Source organism: Achromobacter sp. ESBL13 (assembly GCF_036668755.1).
Classification (GTDB): Bacteria; Pseudomonadota; Gammaproteobacteria; order Burkholderiales; family Burkholderiaceae_B; genus Achromobacter.
Map to the genome: position 1 here is coordinate 115,511 of NZ_JAZEVT010000009.1, position 14,557 is coordinate 130,067.

14 protein-coding genes are annotated in these 14,557 nt (G+C 64.3%); 4 read left to right on the forward strand and 10 right to left on the reverse strand.

Translation table 11 applies throughout. The features are described from left to right. Positions 1-80 precede the first annotated feature (80 nt). Together glnE and V6F88_RS27080 are read left to right on the forward strand one after the other, a co-directional pair. The gene (gene glnE / locus V6F88_RS27075) at positions 81-2,900 is read left to right on the forward strand and encodes a bifunctional [glutamate--ammonia ligase]-adenylyl-L-tyrosine phosphorylase/[glutamate--ammonia-ligase] adenylyltransferase (RefSeq protein WP_332613407.1); all 2,820 of its coding nucleotides are present in this window, start codon (positions 81-83) and stop codon (positions 2,898-2,900) included. Between the two features lie 174 nt (positions 2,901-3,074). Beyond that, complete coding sequence (locus V6F88_RS27080) at positions 3,075-3,749, forward strand: epoxyqueuosine reductase QueH (protein ID WP_006218530.1); 675 nt, start codon at positions 3,075-3,077, stop codon at positions 3,747-3,749. A gap of 55 nt (positions 3,750-3,804) precedes the next feature. On the opposite strand, the gene V6F88_RS27085 is transcribed toward V6F88_RS27080, so the two are convergent. The 10 genes from V6F88_RS27085 to V6F88_RS27130 all read right to left on the reverse strand — a co-directional run bounded on the left by V6F88_RS27085 (position 3,805) and on the right by V6F88_RS27130 (position 13,003). Next, positions 3,805-4,758: a helix-turn-helix domain-containing protein gene (locus V6F88_RS27085; RefSeq protein ID WP_332613408.1), complete on the reverse strand. Its 954-nt coding sequence runs from the start codon at positions 4,756-4,758 to the stop codon at positions 3,805-3,807. 152 nt (positions 4,759-4,910) lie between these two features. Next, positions 4,911-5,399: a c-type cytochrome gene (locus tag V6F88_RS27090; RefSeq protein ID WP_332613409.1), complete on the reverse strand. Its 489-nt coding sequence runs from the start codon at positions 5,397-5,399 to the stop codon at positions 4,911-4,913. Positions 5,400-5,419: 20 nt separating this feature from the next. Then, complete coding sequence (locus V6F88_RS27095; protein ID WP_332613410.1) at positions 5,420-5,953, reverse strand: methylamine dehydrogenase light chain; 534 nt, start codon at positions 5,951-5,953, stop codon at positions 5,420-5,422. Further along, positions 5,937-6,575 carry a methylamine dehydrogenase accessory protein MauD gene (gene mauD / locus V6F88_RS27100; protein WP_332613411.1) on the reverse strand — a complete coding sequence of 213 codons (639 nt, stop codon included), beginning with the start codon at positions 6,573-6,575 and terminating at the stop codon, positions 5,937-5,939. The genes V6F88_RS27095 and mauD overlap by 17 nt, the downstream gene beginning before the upstream one ends. 11 nt (positions 6,576-6,586) lie before the next feature. Continuing rightward, complete coding sequence (locus tag V6F88_RS27105; protein WP_332613412.1) at positions 6,587-7,138, reverse strand: MauE/DoxX family redox-associated membrane protein; 552 nt, start codon at positions 7,136-7,138, stop codon at positions 6,587-6,589. Continuing rightward, the gene (locus V6F88_RS27110; protein WP_332613413.1) at positions 7,135-8,328 is read right to left on the reverse strand and encodes an amine dehydrogenase large subunit; all 1,194 of its coding nucleotides are present in this window, start codon (positions 8,326-8,328) and stop codon (positions 7,135-7,137) included. The genes V6F88_RS27105 and V6F88_RS27110 overlap by 4 nt, the downstream gene beginning before the upstream one ends. Before the next feature lie 31 nt (positions 8,329-8,359). After that, positions 8,360-9,241, reverse strand: coding sequence for a transporter (locus tag V6F88_RS27115; RefSeq protein ID WP_332613414.1), 882 nt, complete (start codon positions 9,239-9,241; stop codon positions 8,360-8,362). Positions 9,242-9,261: 20 nt separating this feature from the next. Next, on the reverse strand, positions 9,262-10,773 hold the full coding sequence (gene styD / locus V6F88_RS27120; protein WP_332613415.1) for a phenylacetaldehyde dehydrogenase StyD: 1,512 nt from the start codon (positions 10,771-10,773) through the stop codon (positions 9,262-9,264). A 208-nt stretch (positions 10,774-10,981) separates the two neighbouring features. Further along, complete coding sequence (locus V6F88_RS27125) at positions 10,982-11,971, reverse strand: quinone oxidoreductase family protein (RefSeq protein WP_332613416.1); 990 nt, start codon at positions 11,969-11,971, stop codon at positions 10,982-10,984. 51 nt (positions 11,972-12,022) lie between these two features. Next, positions 12,023-13,003: a DMT family transporter gene (locus V6F88_RS27130; protein ID WP_332613417.1), complete on the reverse strand. Its 981-nt coding sequence runs from the start codon at positions 13,001-13,003 to the stop codon at positions 12,023-12,025. Between the two features lie 72 nt (positions 13,004-13,075). Between V6F88_RS27130 and V6F88_RS27135 the strand changes: the two genes are divergently transcribed. Then, complete coding sequence (locus V6F88_RS27135; RefSeq protein ID WP_332613418.1) at positions 13,076-13,963, forward strand: DMT family transporter; 888 nt, start codon at positions 13,076-13,078, stop codon at positions 13,961-13,963. Positions 13,964-13,994: 31 nt separating this feature from the next. Next, the gene (locus V6F88_RS27140) at positions 13,995-14,501 is read left to right on the forward strand and encodes a MarR family winged helix-turn-helix transcriptional regulator (RefSeq protein ID WP_082134389.1); all 507 of its coding nucleotides are present in this window, start codon (positions 13,995-13,997) and stop codon (positions 14,499-14,501) included. Positions 14,502-14,557: the final 56 nt, after the last annotated feature.

The window sequence follows — 14,557 nt, forward strand, 5'->3', positions numbered from 1 at the left end:
CGGTGGGCAGGAGAATATGTCTTGCGGTATCGTCCCCACTTATACCTGAAACGCGTCCATTCGTCTGCCGCCCCCACGCCATGTCCTCGCCCTCTTTGCTTGCCCCCGCCCTTGCCTGGTCCGGTCATTTGCGCCGCCGACTGGACGCCCATCCCGACCTGGCCGCCTGGCTTGCCGATGCCGTGCAGCAGCCCGTCACGGCCGCCCGCATGGCGCAATGGCAGGCCGAGCTGGCCGGCCCCAATGCGCCGGACATCCTGCCCGTGGATACCTGCCGCATGGTGCTGCGCAAATTACGCGAACGCGTCTTCAGCGTATTGATTGTGCGCGACTTGTCCGGGCAGGCCGATCTGGAAGAAGTGGTGGGCGCGATGACCACGTTGGCGGACATCGCGGTGGCGCAAGCCTACCGCAGCGTGGCCACCGACCTGGCGGCCGTGCACGGCGTGCCGCGCGACCCGGCCTCGGGCAAGCCCCAGGAAATGCTGATTGTCGGCATGGGCAAGCTGGGCGGGTGCGAGCTGAACGTGTCCTCGGACATCGACCTGATCATGCTGTATGGCGAAGAAGGTGAAACCGATGGCCCACGCCGCATCAGCCACCACGAGTTCTACGGCCGCCTGACGCGACGCATGATGCCGGTGATTTCGGAAGTGGATGCCAACGGCCAGGTATTCCGCACGGACCTGCGCCTGCGACCCGACGGTGACGCCGGCCCGCTAGCCTGGAGCCTGGATGCGCTGGAACACTACCTGATCGGCCAGGGGCGCGAATGGGAACGTTATGCCTGGTTAAAGGCGCGCATCATGCCCGCCCAGGCCTTTGAAGGCAGCGACAGTGCCGCGCAGGCCCGCCAGCTGGAAAGCCTGCGCGTGCCGTTCGTTTATCGCAAGTACTTTGACTTTGATGCGCTGGCCGCGCTGCGCGCGCTGCGCGAACGTATTCGGCAGGATTGGCAACGTCGCGCCATGGCGCGCAACGGTATCGACAGCGCCAACAATATCAAGCTGGGTGACGGCGGCATCCGCGAGATCGAATTCGTGGTGCAGCTGGCACAACTGATACGCGGCGGTCGCATGCCCGCCCTGCAAAAGCGTGGCCTTTTGGAAGCGCTGCACGCCGAGCGCGTTGCGGGCCTGGTGCCCGAGGACGACGCGCGCAGGCTTGAAGAGGCCTACCGCTACCTGCGCCGTACCGAACACGCCTTGCAGTATCGCGAAGACGAACAAACGCACCTCCTGCCCGGCGACCCGGAACACCGAGCCGCGCTGGCCGCTGCGCTGGGCATGAGCCATGACGATTTTGAAAGCACGCTGGCCGCGCACCGCAAATTCGTTTCGCAAACGTTCCGCAACGTATTCCGCATGGTTGGCATGGGCGACGCCGAGGACACCGGCACGTCCGGCGACGCCTCCGACGACGCCGAAGAACCCGACAACGAATGCGAACTGGCCGAGCAGATCCGCCAGGCTTTCGGCGACGAGGCCCAAGATTTGTTGCGGCGTACCGAGACCCTGCTGGGCAGCCATCGCGTGCGCAGCCTGCCCGAGAGCAGCCGCCGCCGCATGGAAACGCTGCTGCCCGCCGCGCTGCGCGCCGCGCGGCAGACCCCGGCACCGCTGAACGCCGCTGTGCGCCTGTTTGACCTGATCGAAAAAATTGCCCAGCGCAGCGCCTATCTGGCGCTGCTGGCCGAATACCCCGACACCCTGGCGCGCGTGGCGCGCATGGTGGCGGCCAGCCCGTGGGCGGCGCAGTACCTGACGCAGCACCCGTTGCTGCTGGATAGCCTGATTGACTGGCGCACCTTGTTCCAACCGCTGGACTTCGCGCAGATCGCGCGCCAACTGACCGCCGACCTGGACGCTTGCCGGCTGCCCGATGGCTCGCCGGACATCGAACGCCAGATGAACCTGATGCGCGACGTACAGCGCCAAGCCAGCTTCCAGTTGCTGGCGCAGGATCTGGAAGGCGAACTCACGGTTGAAAAACTGGCCGACCAATTGTCGGCGCTTGCCGACCTGCTGCTGACCGAAACCATTCGCCGCGCCTGGCCGCTGGTGAACAAGCTGGAAGGCGAACCGCCCCGATTCGCGGTCATCGCGTATGGCAAGCTGGGCGGCAAGGAACTTGGTTATGCATCCGACCTGGACCTGGTGTTTCTGTTCGACGATCCGCGCGAGGACGCCGCCGAGGTCTATGCCAAGCTGGGCCGTCGCATGACGTCGTGGCTGTCAACGATGACCTCGTCGGGCCGGCTGTATGAAGTGGACCTGCGCCTGCGGCCCGATGGTGACGCCGGGCTGCTGGCCGTTTCCATGGAAGCGTTCGAGCAATATCAGCACAAGCATGCCTGGGCCTGGGAACACCAGGCGTTGACCCGCGCGCGCTTTGCCGCCGGGGATGCCAACGTGGGCGCCCGTTTCGAAGCCATCCGCGAAGCGATCCTGGTGCAGCCGCGCGACCCCGCTGCGCTGCGCGACGAAGTGCTGGCGATGCGCGAGAAAATCAACGCCGGCCATCCCAACACCAGCCAGCAGTTTGATTTGAAACACGACCGCGGCGGCATGGTCGACGTGGAATTCGTGACGCAGTACCTGGTGCTTTGCTATGCGGGAACGCACCCGGTGTTTGTGAAGAACCTGGGCAACATCACGCTGTTGCGTCTGGCGGGCGAAGCCGGGCTAATCGCGCCCGAGCTGGCCGCGCGCGCGGCAGACGCCTACCGCACCTTGCGCCGCGTGCAGCACCAGCTGCGCATGCAGGGCGTGGAAAAGGCGCGCGTGGGGCCGGATCAACTGGTGGAGGAACGCACGGCGGTGCGCGAGCTGTGGGACTCGGTTATGGCGCCGATGTCGGGGCCGATGTCGGGCTCAAAGACGGGGGCACAGCCGGGGTGACGTCCGGGGTTACAGCCTGGGCGCCCCTAAGTGATAGCCGCGTGATAGCCGCGTGATAGCCGCGTGAGGGTCGCGTGATGGCCGCGTGATGGCCCCGGTCTTGGCCCGAGCGCCGGCCGGGCACGGCAACTCGCGGTAAAATAAGGCGTTTTTCGTCTTTTTCCCGTGCACGCCATGTCCGAACTCGTCCGCCCCAAGCTTGACCTTCCCGCCGGCCGTAGCAAAGTGCTGATGCACTCGTGCTGCGCGCCCTGTTCTGGCGAAGTCATGGAAGCCATGACGGCTTCCGGCATCGACTACGCGATCTACTTCTACAACCCGAACATCCATCCGGTAAAAGAGTACGAGATCCGCAAGCAGGAGAACATTCGCTTTGCCGAGCAGCACGGCATCGAATTCATCGACGCCGACTACGACATGGATAACTGGTTTGACCGCGTCAAGGGCATGGAAGACGCCCCCGAGCGCGGCGAACGCTGCACCGCCTGCTTCGACATGCGCTTTGAGCGCACAGCCCTGTATGCACACGAGCACGGCTTTGACACCATCACCAGCTCGTTGGGCATTTCGCGCTGGAAAGACATGAACCAGATCAACGGCTGCGGCGAACGCGCCGCCGCCCGCTACGACGACCTGATCTACTGGACCTACAACTGGCGCAAAGGCGGCGGTTCGGCCCGCATGATCGAAATCAGCAAGCGCGAGAACTTCTATCAGCAGGAATATTGCGGCTGCGTGTATTCGCTGCGCGATACCAACCGCCATCGCCGCGCGCAAGGGCGCGACCGCATTCACATCGGCGTGAAGTTCTACGGCAAAGAAGACCTGATCAACGAAGAGCAGCTGTAAATACCGGCCGCGCCTTGCGCCATCGGCCCCTGCCTTCTACCGTCGGCTCTGCCTTTCAACGCCCTTCCCGCCGATATTCTGACGGCGACGCGCCGAAGCGCTTGCGGAAAGCGTGGCTGAAGCGGGCCGCATCTGAAAACCCAAAGCGATACGCGATATCACCGATCTGCCGCGCCGCCTGCGAGGCATCGCGCAGCACGTCGCGGCTGCGTTCCAGCCTGGCGCCAAGAATGAACTCGGCCGGCGTCGTCGACGCCAGCGCGAACAGGTTGTACAGATAGCGGCGCGACATCCGAAACACCGCCGCCGTCGAGACCGGCGACAGATTCGGATCGTGCAGATTTTCCATGATGTACTGCTGAACGCGCCGCAATTGCGCCTGCTTGACCCCTACCTGGTCTTGATCGACCTGCCCGCCCGTCCGCTCGCTGATATCCAGCCCCATCATTTGCAGCACCGCGTTGGCGGCGTCGCGCGCGGCGCTTTCCGATAGATGGGCGTGTTCGTTCAGCGCCACCCGCAGCAGATCCATCGCCATGCGGCCGCAGCCTTGCCGCGCGCTAAAGCTGCGCGCCACCGCGTTTTGCATGTGTGGCTGCCAGGTCTGGGCATGCTTGCCCGGCACCTGCATCACCAGGAAATGAGCGCCCTCATCAACGTCAACCTCGTAGGGGCGCGTGGTGTCGTAGATGCTCCATTCACCCGGCGTCAGCAAGGCGTTGCGGCTGGATTGGCGAATTTCGCTGCGCCCCGACAATTGCAGCGTGACTTTGTAGCCGGCCTGCTCGGACTGGCCCGCCAGCAGCTTGCTGCGGCGCACGCGCTGCGCGCTGCTGCGCAATTCGCTGACGTGCATCCAGCCCAGCGAATCCACCGCCACGCTATTGCAAAAACGCGCGGAAGATACCGCCGATACTTCCAAGGGTACGAAGGTGCTGCTGATGCTTTCCTGCCAGCTGGCGCAATCCAGAAAATGACGGGGCGTGCTGCGCAACAAGGACGATGACATGGCGACTCCGGCGTCTGGAAACGGCGTGCCTTTTGTGCCTGGATCGGCCAGCTCCGTGGCACAGCTACAGCGTTCGGTGGATGGATGCTGCCTCTTTCTAGCACCACGCCTGACGGGCGAGTATCGGTGACAACCCCTAAAAATTGTCCGGACTAGGGCTTTCTGTCGCTACCGTAAGAATAATCAGACAAGGTGAACCCCCTTAACGCCAACGCCTTGGCCAGCTCATGCCGAACGGGCACCACATCGTCATAGCGGCGCGGCCGTGCAGCCGCCACTTCCGCTTCGTTATAGGGAACAAAATCCGCCGGCAACTGGGCCGGGCTGAATTCGGTCAGCACCCAGTTCAGCACGTCGGCAAGTTCGGCATGACTCAGCTGCGAATGCGCGGCGCCCGGCACTCGGACCAGATACTCGCGCCCGGCGGGCAAATGCACGAATGCCCCCACCGATTGCCGAAAATCGGGAATGCCGTGCGGGTTGCTGCCACGACCGTCCACGCGATGGCAACCCGCGCATTGCAGGACGTAGTCGGCCCTGGCGGTTTGCCGCAGGCGGTCGGCCGGGGGGGTATCGCCCTGGGCCGCCGCCTGCCCGAAAACAAACAGGGCGAAGGCGGTCGCCCAGCACCGCCTTCGCATGCGCGCGTTGCCGCCCTGCCTCATGGTTTGGCCGGCGCCTTCGGTTGCGGTTTGGCCATGCCCACGATTACCGAGGTTGTGCAGTGAAAGATTGAGGACTCATTTGACATGCACCAGTTCACGTCGTTGTGCAGGAACATCTGATAGCCCGGACGCTCGCGCTCGGCGGCCGCGCACATGCACTTGCCGCAAGCCGTCTTGCCGCAGCAGTCGTTGTAGCTGATGAGATAGTCCTTGCCGTCCAGCGGGTTATGGCAGGTGCCCACCCACGACACGGCGGACGGCGAGGTGCCGGGCGGGCACGATGTCATGCTGCCGCCGCAGCACGAACATAAAAACCCGTCCACCGCGCAGTAGCGCCAGTAATCGCAAGCCGTGTCGTCCGTTTGCGGCTTTTTCCCGGCGGCAGGCGCCGAGCGGGCAACCGGCAGCACCGGCACCAGAAACGCGGTGCCGACCAGCAGCTTGCCGATGCGATTCAACACGCTGCGCCGCGACGTGGCGTGCGCGACCGAGCGCGTGGCGCGCTCTCCCAATTTATCCAGCCAGTGCATTGCGGCTCTCCTTGCGGGAAATCTGGGTTTCGTTCAGCGTGCCCGCCGCCAGGAATTCCTGTACCGACGCCACGCCAAGTTCCTTGGCCGTGAACAGGCTTTCGAGTTGCTCGCGGGAGTTGATCAGCCCCTTGGCGCGCAGGATGCCGGTTTCGTCCAGCAGCACCGCGTAAGGCAGCTTGCTGATCTGGAACTTCATGCCCAATTCGGTGGACAACACGTAGGGGAATCGTTCCAGACCGGCCTGCTTGTAGAACGCAAGATGCTCGGGCATCTCGCCATCGCTGGCCAGCACAATGCGCAACCACGCGCTTTCCGTCGCTGCAACCGATTTCAGGATGGGCAACAGCTTCTTGCACACCGGGCAGGTGGGCGACAGAAAGAACAGCAGCTGACTGTGTTGGCCGCGTTCGCCGATGGTGATGCGGCGGCCCAGCAGATCGGCCAAGGCAAAGTGTGGCGCGGGCTCGCCCACGGCGGGGCCCTTGTCCATCGTCAGCGCCCCCATCGGCGCCACGCGTTCGTACAGCACGCCGATCTGGCGCGACAGGGCCAGGATGACGAGCACCAGGCACAGCACCACGCCCCACAACAGGAAATTGGAAATGATCAAGGCATCCATATGAAACTCCTTCAAAGGTTCCGTAGCTTGAGATGCGAGGCCAACAGGTGATTGGCGGTGAAGTACAGGCCCACGGCGGTCATTGCCAAGCCGAACACGGCGGCGGCGTCCGCCCATTGCAGGCCGCTCGCGTGCCCCGCCAGCGATGCCAGCGCCGGCAGCGTCCATAGCGCTAGCGCGCCGTTGCGCAGCACCAGCCACCATGTCAGGCCGCCGTGCGCCCCGCCCGGCGCCTTGGCAACCGGCCCCGAACATCCGCAGTCGATATCCCGGTGCCCGCGCGCCAGGTTGATCGCCAGCGCCAGCGTCGCCACGGCCAGCACGCCCAAGGCCAGCGCGGCGCCGAGCGGCTGGCGCCCCGGTATCAGCAACAACGCGCCCGCCGCGATCTCGGCAAGCACGTAGCCTCGTGCAAACGCGCCGACAAGGCGGGCCGGCAGCAGGTCGTAACCGGAGACAGCCGCTGTGAACGCTGTCAGGTCCTTGATCTTTTCAAGCGCGCCCAACAGCAGCACACATGCCAGCGCGGCGCTGGCGCCGTAGAACAACACGGGATCATTCATGGCGTGCTCCGGACGGGTTGCGGCTCGACCTGCACCGCGGTTTCGCCCGCAGCCTGAATGGTGGTCTTGAAAACCGGCGCCGTCGGCGCGGCGTCGAACACGCCGACATTGCTGCCGTCGATGGTGAACAGCCGGGGCTTGTCGTCCTGCGATACCGACATCGACACCGCGCCCTTGCCCGGCACGCGCGCGATGCGCTTGCGCGATTCGAGGTCATACACCCAGATTTCCGCAGCGGGCGCCTTGTGCGTGCCTTCCGCTCCGTTGGGATGCATGCCCACGTACAGCCGCTTCAGCGCGCGGTTCACAGCCAGCAGGTTGTAGCCGCCGGGCCGCCAGCCGCGATCTTTGCCGGTGGCGTCCAGCAGGGACCATGGCGCACCAAACTGCACGTCCTTGCCGCTGAAGTCGGCGGTGTAGACGTTGCCGTTGAAAGATACGAAGTAGAAGGTGTCGCCCAGGTTGTCTGTGTGCGTGAAGATGGGATCCTTTTCCACGTCGAACATCGGCTTGCTGCGCTGCTGGGTCGCGGGCTTGCCCGCGGCGTCCAGGTCGATGGTCAACAGCGCGCCATCACCGCAGATGGTGGTGAAGCTACGCGGGCGGGACGGCAACGGGATGACGCTCCAGCACCCCGCCGCCGCCGTGATTTCGTCGGCGAACTGACGCGTCTTCAGGTCGACCACGGTGACCGACGTAGCCGGCGTCGCGTTCTGCACCAACAGCAGTTCACCGTCCGTGGTCTGGCGCAGATAATTGCGGTAATTCAGCGCTTGCGCCCGCTTGTTCGGAATCGGCACTTCGTACTTCGGGGTCAACGTTTCGGCGTCCCATGCTTCGATGACGTCGGTGCGCTTGCCGCGATTAAGCCGCTCGTAATAGGACGTCATGACGTAGATGTCCTGGCCGTTGGCCGATACCGTCATGTGGCCGTTGAACGAGGTGGGCACCAGGCCCAGGAATTTGCCGGTGTCGCCGTCGTAGACGTTGATGCGGCTGTCGACCATATGGTTGAAGGCCACGTCCATGACGTAAAGCCGGTGTGCGTTGGCCGAGGGCAAGCGGGTGCCGCCCTTCAGCTCTTCTATGGGCAGGTCGGCCCAGGCTAGGCCCGTGACGCTGACCAAGGCCGCGCACAGCGCCCATCGGCCCACCCGCGACGCCCGTGATCTGGCTTGAGGCGCAATCATCGATATTCTCCTGGTGTCATGATCCGATTCCCTAGAAGGCGTAGACGTAGCGCAGTTGAACGCCGCGCATCCTAGGCCCGTTCTCGACCTTGAGGTCGTGGATGTACTGCATCTGAATCTGGTTGGCGTCATTGATCTGGTGGGTCAGTTCAGCGGCCAGTTGGTGATTGCGCGCGCGGGTCGCCACGGTTTCGCCTGACGACGTTTCTCGTCCGCCCGTTTCGTAGCGGTAGCGGATGCCGGTGTAGGTGTCGGGCGTCAGGTTGGTGGAGGCCAACGCAAAGAAGCGGAACGACGGGTCCTTTTTCAGCGTCTGGCCGTACCAGTCGGTATTGCGGCCGTAAATTTCCACTTCGGCGATCGCCTCCAGAAACGTGGATTCCCCTACGCCCTGGACGAAGGAAAAGTCCTGGATGGTGGACCAGCGGTTCTTGCCGGGCGACACGTCGGGTCGCGAGCCGTCGTGGCGCCCTACCGGGGCCACCACGAACGGTTCCCAGGCGAACCAGGTCTTGGTCTGCTCGTTGTTGTAGAGCCAGATGGCCGAGCCCAGCGTGACGTCGCCGATGCCGGTTTGGTGATCGCCCGGCACGCCAGGCAGGTCCAGCGACGTGCGAGTCATCGGAATGATGAACTCCAGTTGCACCGTCTTGCCGTAGAAATCCCGGTAGTGCATCTGGCGATAGACCAGCGCGTTGACGTCGACTGACGCCCCCTGCACGCGTTTGCCTTCCGAATACAAGCCGGACGAGCGCAAGCCGGCCAGGTAGCCCGCCACGATGTTGGTGCCCACCGGCGCCGGGATCCAGTCGCGCGCGCTGGGGTCGCCCGCCCACGCCGGCTGCGATGCGCCCGCCCATGCCAGCATCAACGCGGCGCCCGCGCGGATGTGGCGGTATGTCATGCCTGCCATCCCATACCCCTTGGTCTGTTCTAGTACGCAATGCAAACCGACTTCTTCTCCAGATACATCTCAATCACGGCCCTGCCATGTTCGCGGCCGACGCCTGATTGCTTGAACCCGCCAAACGGCATGTTGGGATCCAGCATGTTGTGCGTGTTGACCCACACCGTGCCCGCATCGATTTGCGGGATCAGGCGCTGCACGCGCGTCAGGTCGTTGCTCCAGATGCTGGCGCCCAGTCCGAATGCGCTGTCGTTGGCCAGACGCACCGCGTCATCCAGCGTGTCGAACGATTGCGCCACGACGACGGGCCCAAAGATCTCTTCCTGGGCGATGCGCGCTTGTTGCGGCACATCGGCGAACACGGTGGGGCGCACGAAGTAGCCGTCGCCATCGCCCGCCGCCCCCCCGGCCAGCACCCGCCCGCCTTCGGCCCGGCCGATACCGATGTAGTCCAAGACACGCTGCTGATGGCGCGCCGAAATCAGCGGACCGATCTGCGTGGCGGGGTCAAAGCCCGACCCCAGCGTCATGCCGGCGGCCACGTCGGCCAGCCCCTGCACCACTCTGTCATACAGACCGCGTTGCACATACAGGCGTGAACCCGCCGTGCAGACCTGGCCTTGGTTGAAGAAGATGGCGGCGGCGGCGCCTTGCACGGCGCGGTCCACGTCGCAGTCATCCAGGACGATGACGGGGGACTTGCCGCCAAGCTCCAGCGACACGCGCTTCATGTCGTCCATGGCGGCCCGCCCGATCAGCTTGCCGACTTCGGTAGAGCCGGTGAAAGCGATTTTGTCGATACCCGGATGCGCAACCAGCGCCGCGCCGGCAGTCTCGCCGCGACCGGTGATCACATTGACGACACCGGGCGGAAAGCCGGCCTGAAGCACCAATTCGGCCAGCCGCAACGCGGTCAGCGGGGTTTCCTCGGCGGGCTTCAGCACCACGGTGCAGCCGGTGGCCAGGGCGGGCGCGATCTTCCACACCGCCATCAACAAGGGAAAATTCCACGGAATGATGGCGCCGACCACCCCAACGGGCTGCGCCAGCGTGTAGGCGCTGTAGTGCACGCCGGGCGGAAACGGAATCGACAACGACAGGGTGTCGCCCGTGATCTTGGTGGCCCATCCAGCCATGTAGCGCAGCCACTGTGCGCCCGCGCCCACTTCCAGGCCCTGCGCAATGCCCAGCAGCTTGCCGTTGTTCAACGTCTCCAACCGGGCCAGTTCGGTGCCGTGCTGTTCAAGCAGGTCGGCCAGCTTCAGCAGCAGCCGTTCGCGGCCGGCGGGCAGCATGTCGCGCCACGGACCCGAGGCGAAGGCGCGTCGCGCCGCTTGCACCGCCAGATCCACCTGGGCGGGACCGGCATCGGGCTGGTGGGCGATGACGCGGCCGGTGGCCGGGTCATACACGGGGATCGGCTGGCCCTGCCCTTCGTGTACCGGCTGCCCGTCTATCAGCATGAATTCCCGGATGGCGGCCAGCTCCGGGCGGTCGCCGGCGGCGGTGTCGGTGGCGCTGCTGCGAGCTGAAGACATCTGAAAGCTCCAACGAAAAGTGTGGAGCCAGAATAGCAACGGCACTGCGCGCAGGCTTGTCGGGCCGTGCATGGGGATTTGTCATTCTGCGCACGGCGCGCGGCAGCAAAAAGGGCCGGGCAAGCCGCGCATTGCGCGCCTTGCCCGGCCCTGGTTCAGCCGGCTACGGCCTGATCCGGCCCGAGGGCCGGCAGCCGATTGTGGCGGATCAGTCCAGCATCAGCACGGTGGCGCCGGTGGTCTTGCGCGAGGCCAGCGCGGTCTGCGCTTCGCCCGCTTGCTCCAGCGAATAGCGCTGGTCGATGCGCACCTTGATCTTCTTCTTCAAGACCAGGTCAAACACTTCTTCCGAAGCAGCTTGCAGCTTTTCCAGCGTATTCACATGCACGCCCAGCGACGGTCGCGTCACGTACAGGCTGCCCTTCTGGTTCAGCACGGCCAGGTTGACGCCGGCGACCGGACCGGACGCGTTGCCGAAGCTGACCATCAAGCCGCGCGGCTCGATGCAGTCCAGTGAGGTTTCCCAGGTGTCCTTGCCCACGCCGTCGTACACAACCGGCACTTTCTTGCCCTTGGTCAATTCCAGCACGCGCTCGGCGACGTTTTCGCGCGAGTAGTCGATGGTTTCCCAGGCGCCGTTGGCGCGGGCCAGTTCGGCCTTTTCCGGGCTGGAGACGGTGCCGATCAGCTTCACGCCCAGGGCCTTGGCCCATTGGCAGGCGATCAGGCCCACGCCGCCGGCGGCCGCGTGGAACAGAATGGTCTCACCGCCTTGCAGGCGATAGGTCTGGCGGAACAGGTATTGCACCGTCAAGCCCTTGAGCATCAGCGCGGCGGCCTCGTCAAAGCCGATGCCCTTGGGCACCTTCACGACTTGGTTGGCGGGCACATTGCGTGCCTGCGCGTACGCGCCGATGGGGCTTTGGCCGTACGCGACGCGGTCGCCCTTTTTCAGGTGCTTGACGTCGGCGCCCACGGCGGTGACGACGCCCGCGGCTTCGAAGCCCAGGCCATGCGGCAGCGGATGGGGGTACAGGCCCGTACGGAAATAAATGTCGATGAAGTTCAGGCCAGCGGCGTGCTGCTCGATCGTGACTTCATTGGCGGCCGGCGCCGGCACTTCCACCTCAACCAGCTTCAGGACTTCGGGACCACCGTGTTGCTCGATACGAATTGCCTTGACGAGATTGCTGGCCATGCCGGCCTCCTTTAAATGAAAGTGATGCGAATAAATCAAGAAAACCAGACTTCAACGCGGCGGCTGGGCCTCGCGCGGGGCAACCGGTGCCGCTTTGCCGGCGCCGCCGCCCATCAATGCGAATACCCCGGTCAACACCAGCGCCGTACCCGCCATCTGCCACAAGGTGATGGGCTCGTCCAGGAACCAGGAGGCCAGGAACAGTACCGACACCGGCCCCATCATGCCCAGCAATGAGGCCGTCGGCGCGCCGATCAGCGATACCGCCCACATCAGCATGAACACCGGCACCACCGTGTTCAAGGTGGCGTGAATAACGGAATATCCATATACACCCGCCGGCTGGATCAACATTGACGGCGGGTGGATCACAAAGAACTGGATGATGCAGGCGATGCACGACACCAGCATGGCGTAGGCCACCAGACGCGTCGGCCCGACCCGTTTGATCAGTTCGCCGGAACAAATCAGGTACACAGAATAGCTTGCCGCCGAGCCAAAAACGAACAAAGACCCTAACAGCACCTCGTTGCCGGCGCCAAAGGACAGGTCGTGGGCAAACACCAGCACCACGCCCGTATAAGACAGCACCATGGCCAGCCACTGCCGGCGCTCGATGGGGCGCTTGAACCAGAACGCGGACAGCAGCACCACCAGCGATGGCGACAGAAACAGGATCAAGCGTTCAAGGCTGGCGGTGATATAGCGCAGCCCCAGAAAGTCCAGGAAACTGGACAGGTAATAGCCCAGCAGGCCCAGCACAATGACCTGCACGCGTTCCTTCGGGGTCATGACGACGATCTCGCCCCGGGCGGCGCGGCGCGACTGATACCACGCCACCGCCGCGAAGAACGGCATCGCGAACAGCATGCGAAACGCGATCAGCGTAACGGCGTCAATCCCATAGCGATAGGTAAACTTGACGACAATCGCCTTCGCGGAAAACAGCACCGCGCCAAGCATCGCCATGAGGATTCCGGCCGCGCGACCGGACGGGCTATAGAGCGGCAAAAGCTTGGCAATACGATTCATGCGATGATTTTAGATTCAGTGCAAGCCGATTTGCACGCCCCAACATCGCTTTTTGGCATCGACACCCCACGCATGACCCGACAACGCGCTCTGACGAACATCCATATTGCCGCCGTGCTATTCGGCCTGACCGGCGTTTTCGGGGAGTTGATACAAGCCAGCGCCGCCGTCATCACGCTGGGCCGCGCTTTCTTCGCGGTGATTTCGTTGGGGGTCTTTGCCCGGCTGCGCGGCAAGCCGTTGCTGGGTGTGCTGACCCCCGCGCAACTTTTCGTGCTGGTGCTGGCCGGCGCGCTGCTGGCGGCGCACTGGGTCACGTTCTTCATTGCGGTCAAGGTCGGCGGCATCGCCATCGCCACGCTGGGCTTTGCCAGCTTCCCGGCCTTCATCACGCTGTTCGAAGGCCTGCTGTTTCGCGAACGCATCCGCGCCGGCGAATGGATGCTGCTGGCTCTGGTCACGGCCGGCCTGATCCTGGTCACTCCGTCTTTCGACCTGGCGGACCAGGGCACGATCGGCCTGGCCTGGGGCTTGTTGTCCGGCCTGACGTTTGCGCTGCTTGCCCTGAGCAACCGCCGCTCTGCATCCGGCATGGACCCGATGCAGGTGGCCTGCTGGCAAAACGTGGTGGTGGCGCTGGTGATGGTGCCGTTTGCCGTGGGCCAGCTGCCGGCGTTGCCGGCGGTGGACTGGTTCTGGCTGGCCTTGCTGGGCGTGTTCTGCACCGGGCTGTCGCACTACCTGTTTGTTTCCAGCCTGACACGGTTGAACGCGCGCACGGCGGGCTTGGTAATAGCGCTGGAACCCGTTTATGCCATTGCCTTCGCATGGGCGTTGTTCAGCCAGGAACCCACGCTTCGGATGATGGCGGGCGCGGCCCTGATCGTGGCGGCAATCGTCTGGTCGGGCCTGCGCAAAGGCGCGCCCGAGGCTCCGAATCCGCGGAATTCGCAGCCTTGACAATAACTGACTAGGCAGTAAAATTCGGCCCATGAATGCCGAAACTGCCCCGCCCGCCGCCGATTCCCCCGTCCATTACCGCAGCGATCACCGCTGCATGGGGGAAGAGAACGCCGGCTACCTCATCAAGCTGGTCTATCACTCGCTGACCCGAATGCTGGATCAGGAAATGGCCCCGCTTGACCTGACCGCGATGCAATGGCGTCCGCTGGCCATGGTCTTCCTGGGGCGCGCCGACACCCCGGCCGAACTGGCCCGCCTGAACGACATGGACACCGGCGCCATGACCCGCGCGCTTGACCGGCTGGAGGCAAAGGGCCTGCTGCGGCGTAACCGCAGCCAGCAGGACCGCCGAGTCGTGAAGATTGAATTGACCGAACTGGGCGAAGCCAAGGCCCGCGAAATCGCGCCCAACATCGCCCGTTCGCTCAATCATCACTTGCGCGGTTTTTCGGCCGACGAAGTGACGCAGCTGATGCATTTCCTGCGGCGCATGATCGCCAACGGCTCGGCCTCGGGCACGGCGCCGGAACGGTGACGCCGCTTGCCCCCGTTGCTTGCCCCCGGGATCCGGGGTTTTTATTTGGCATAATG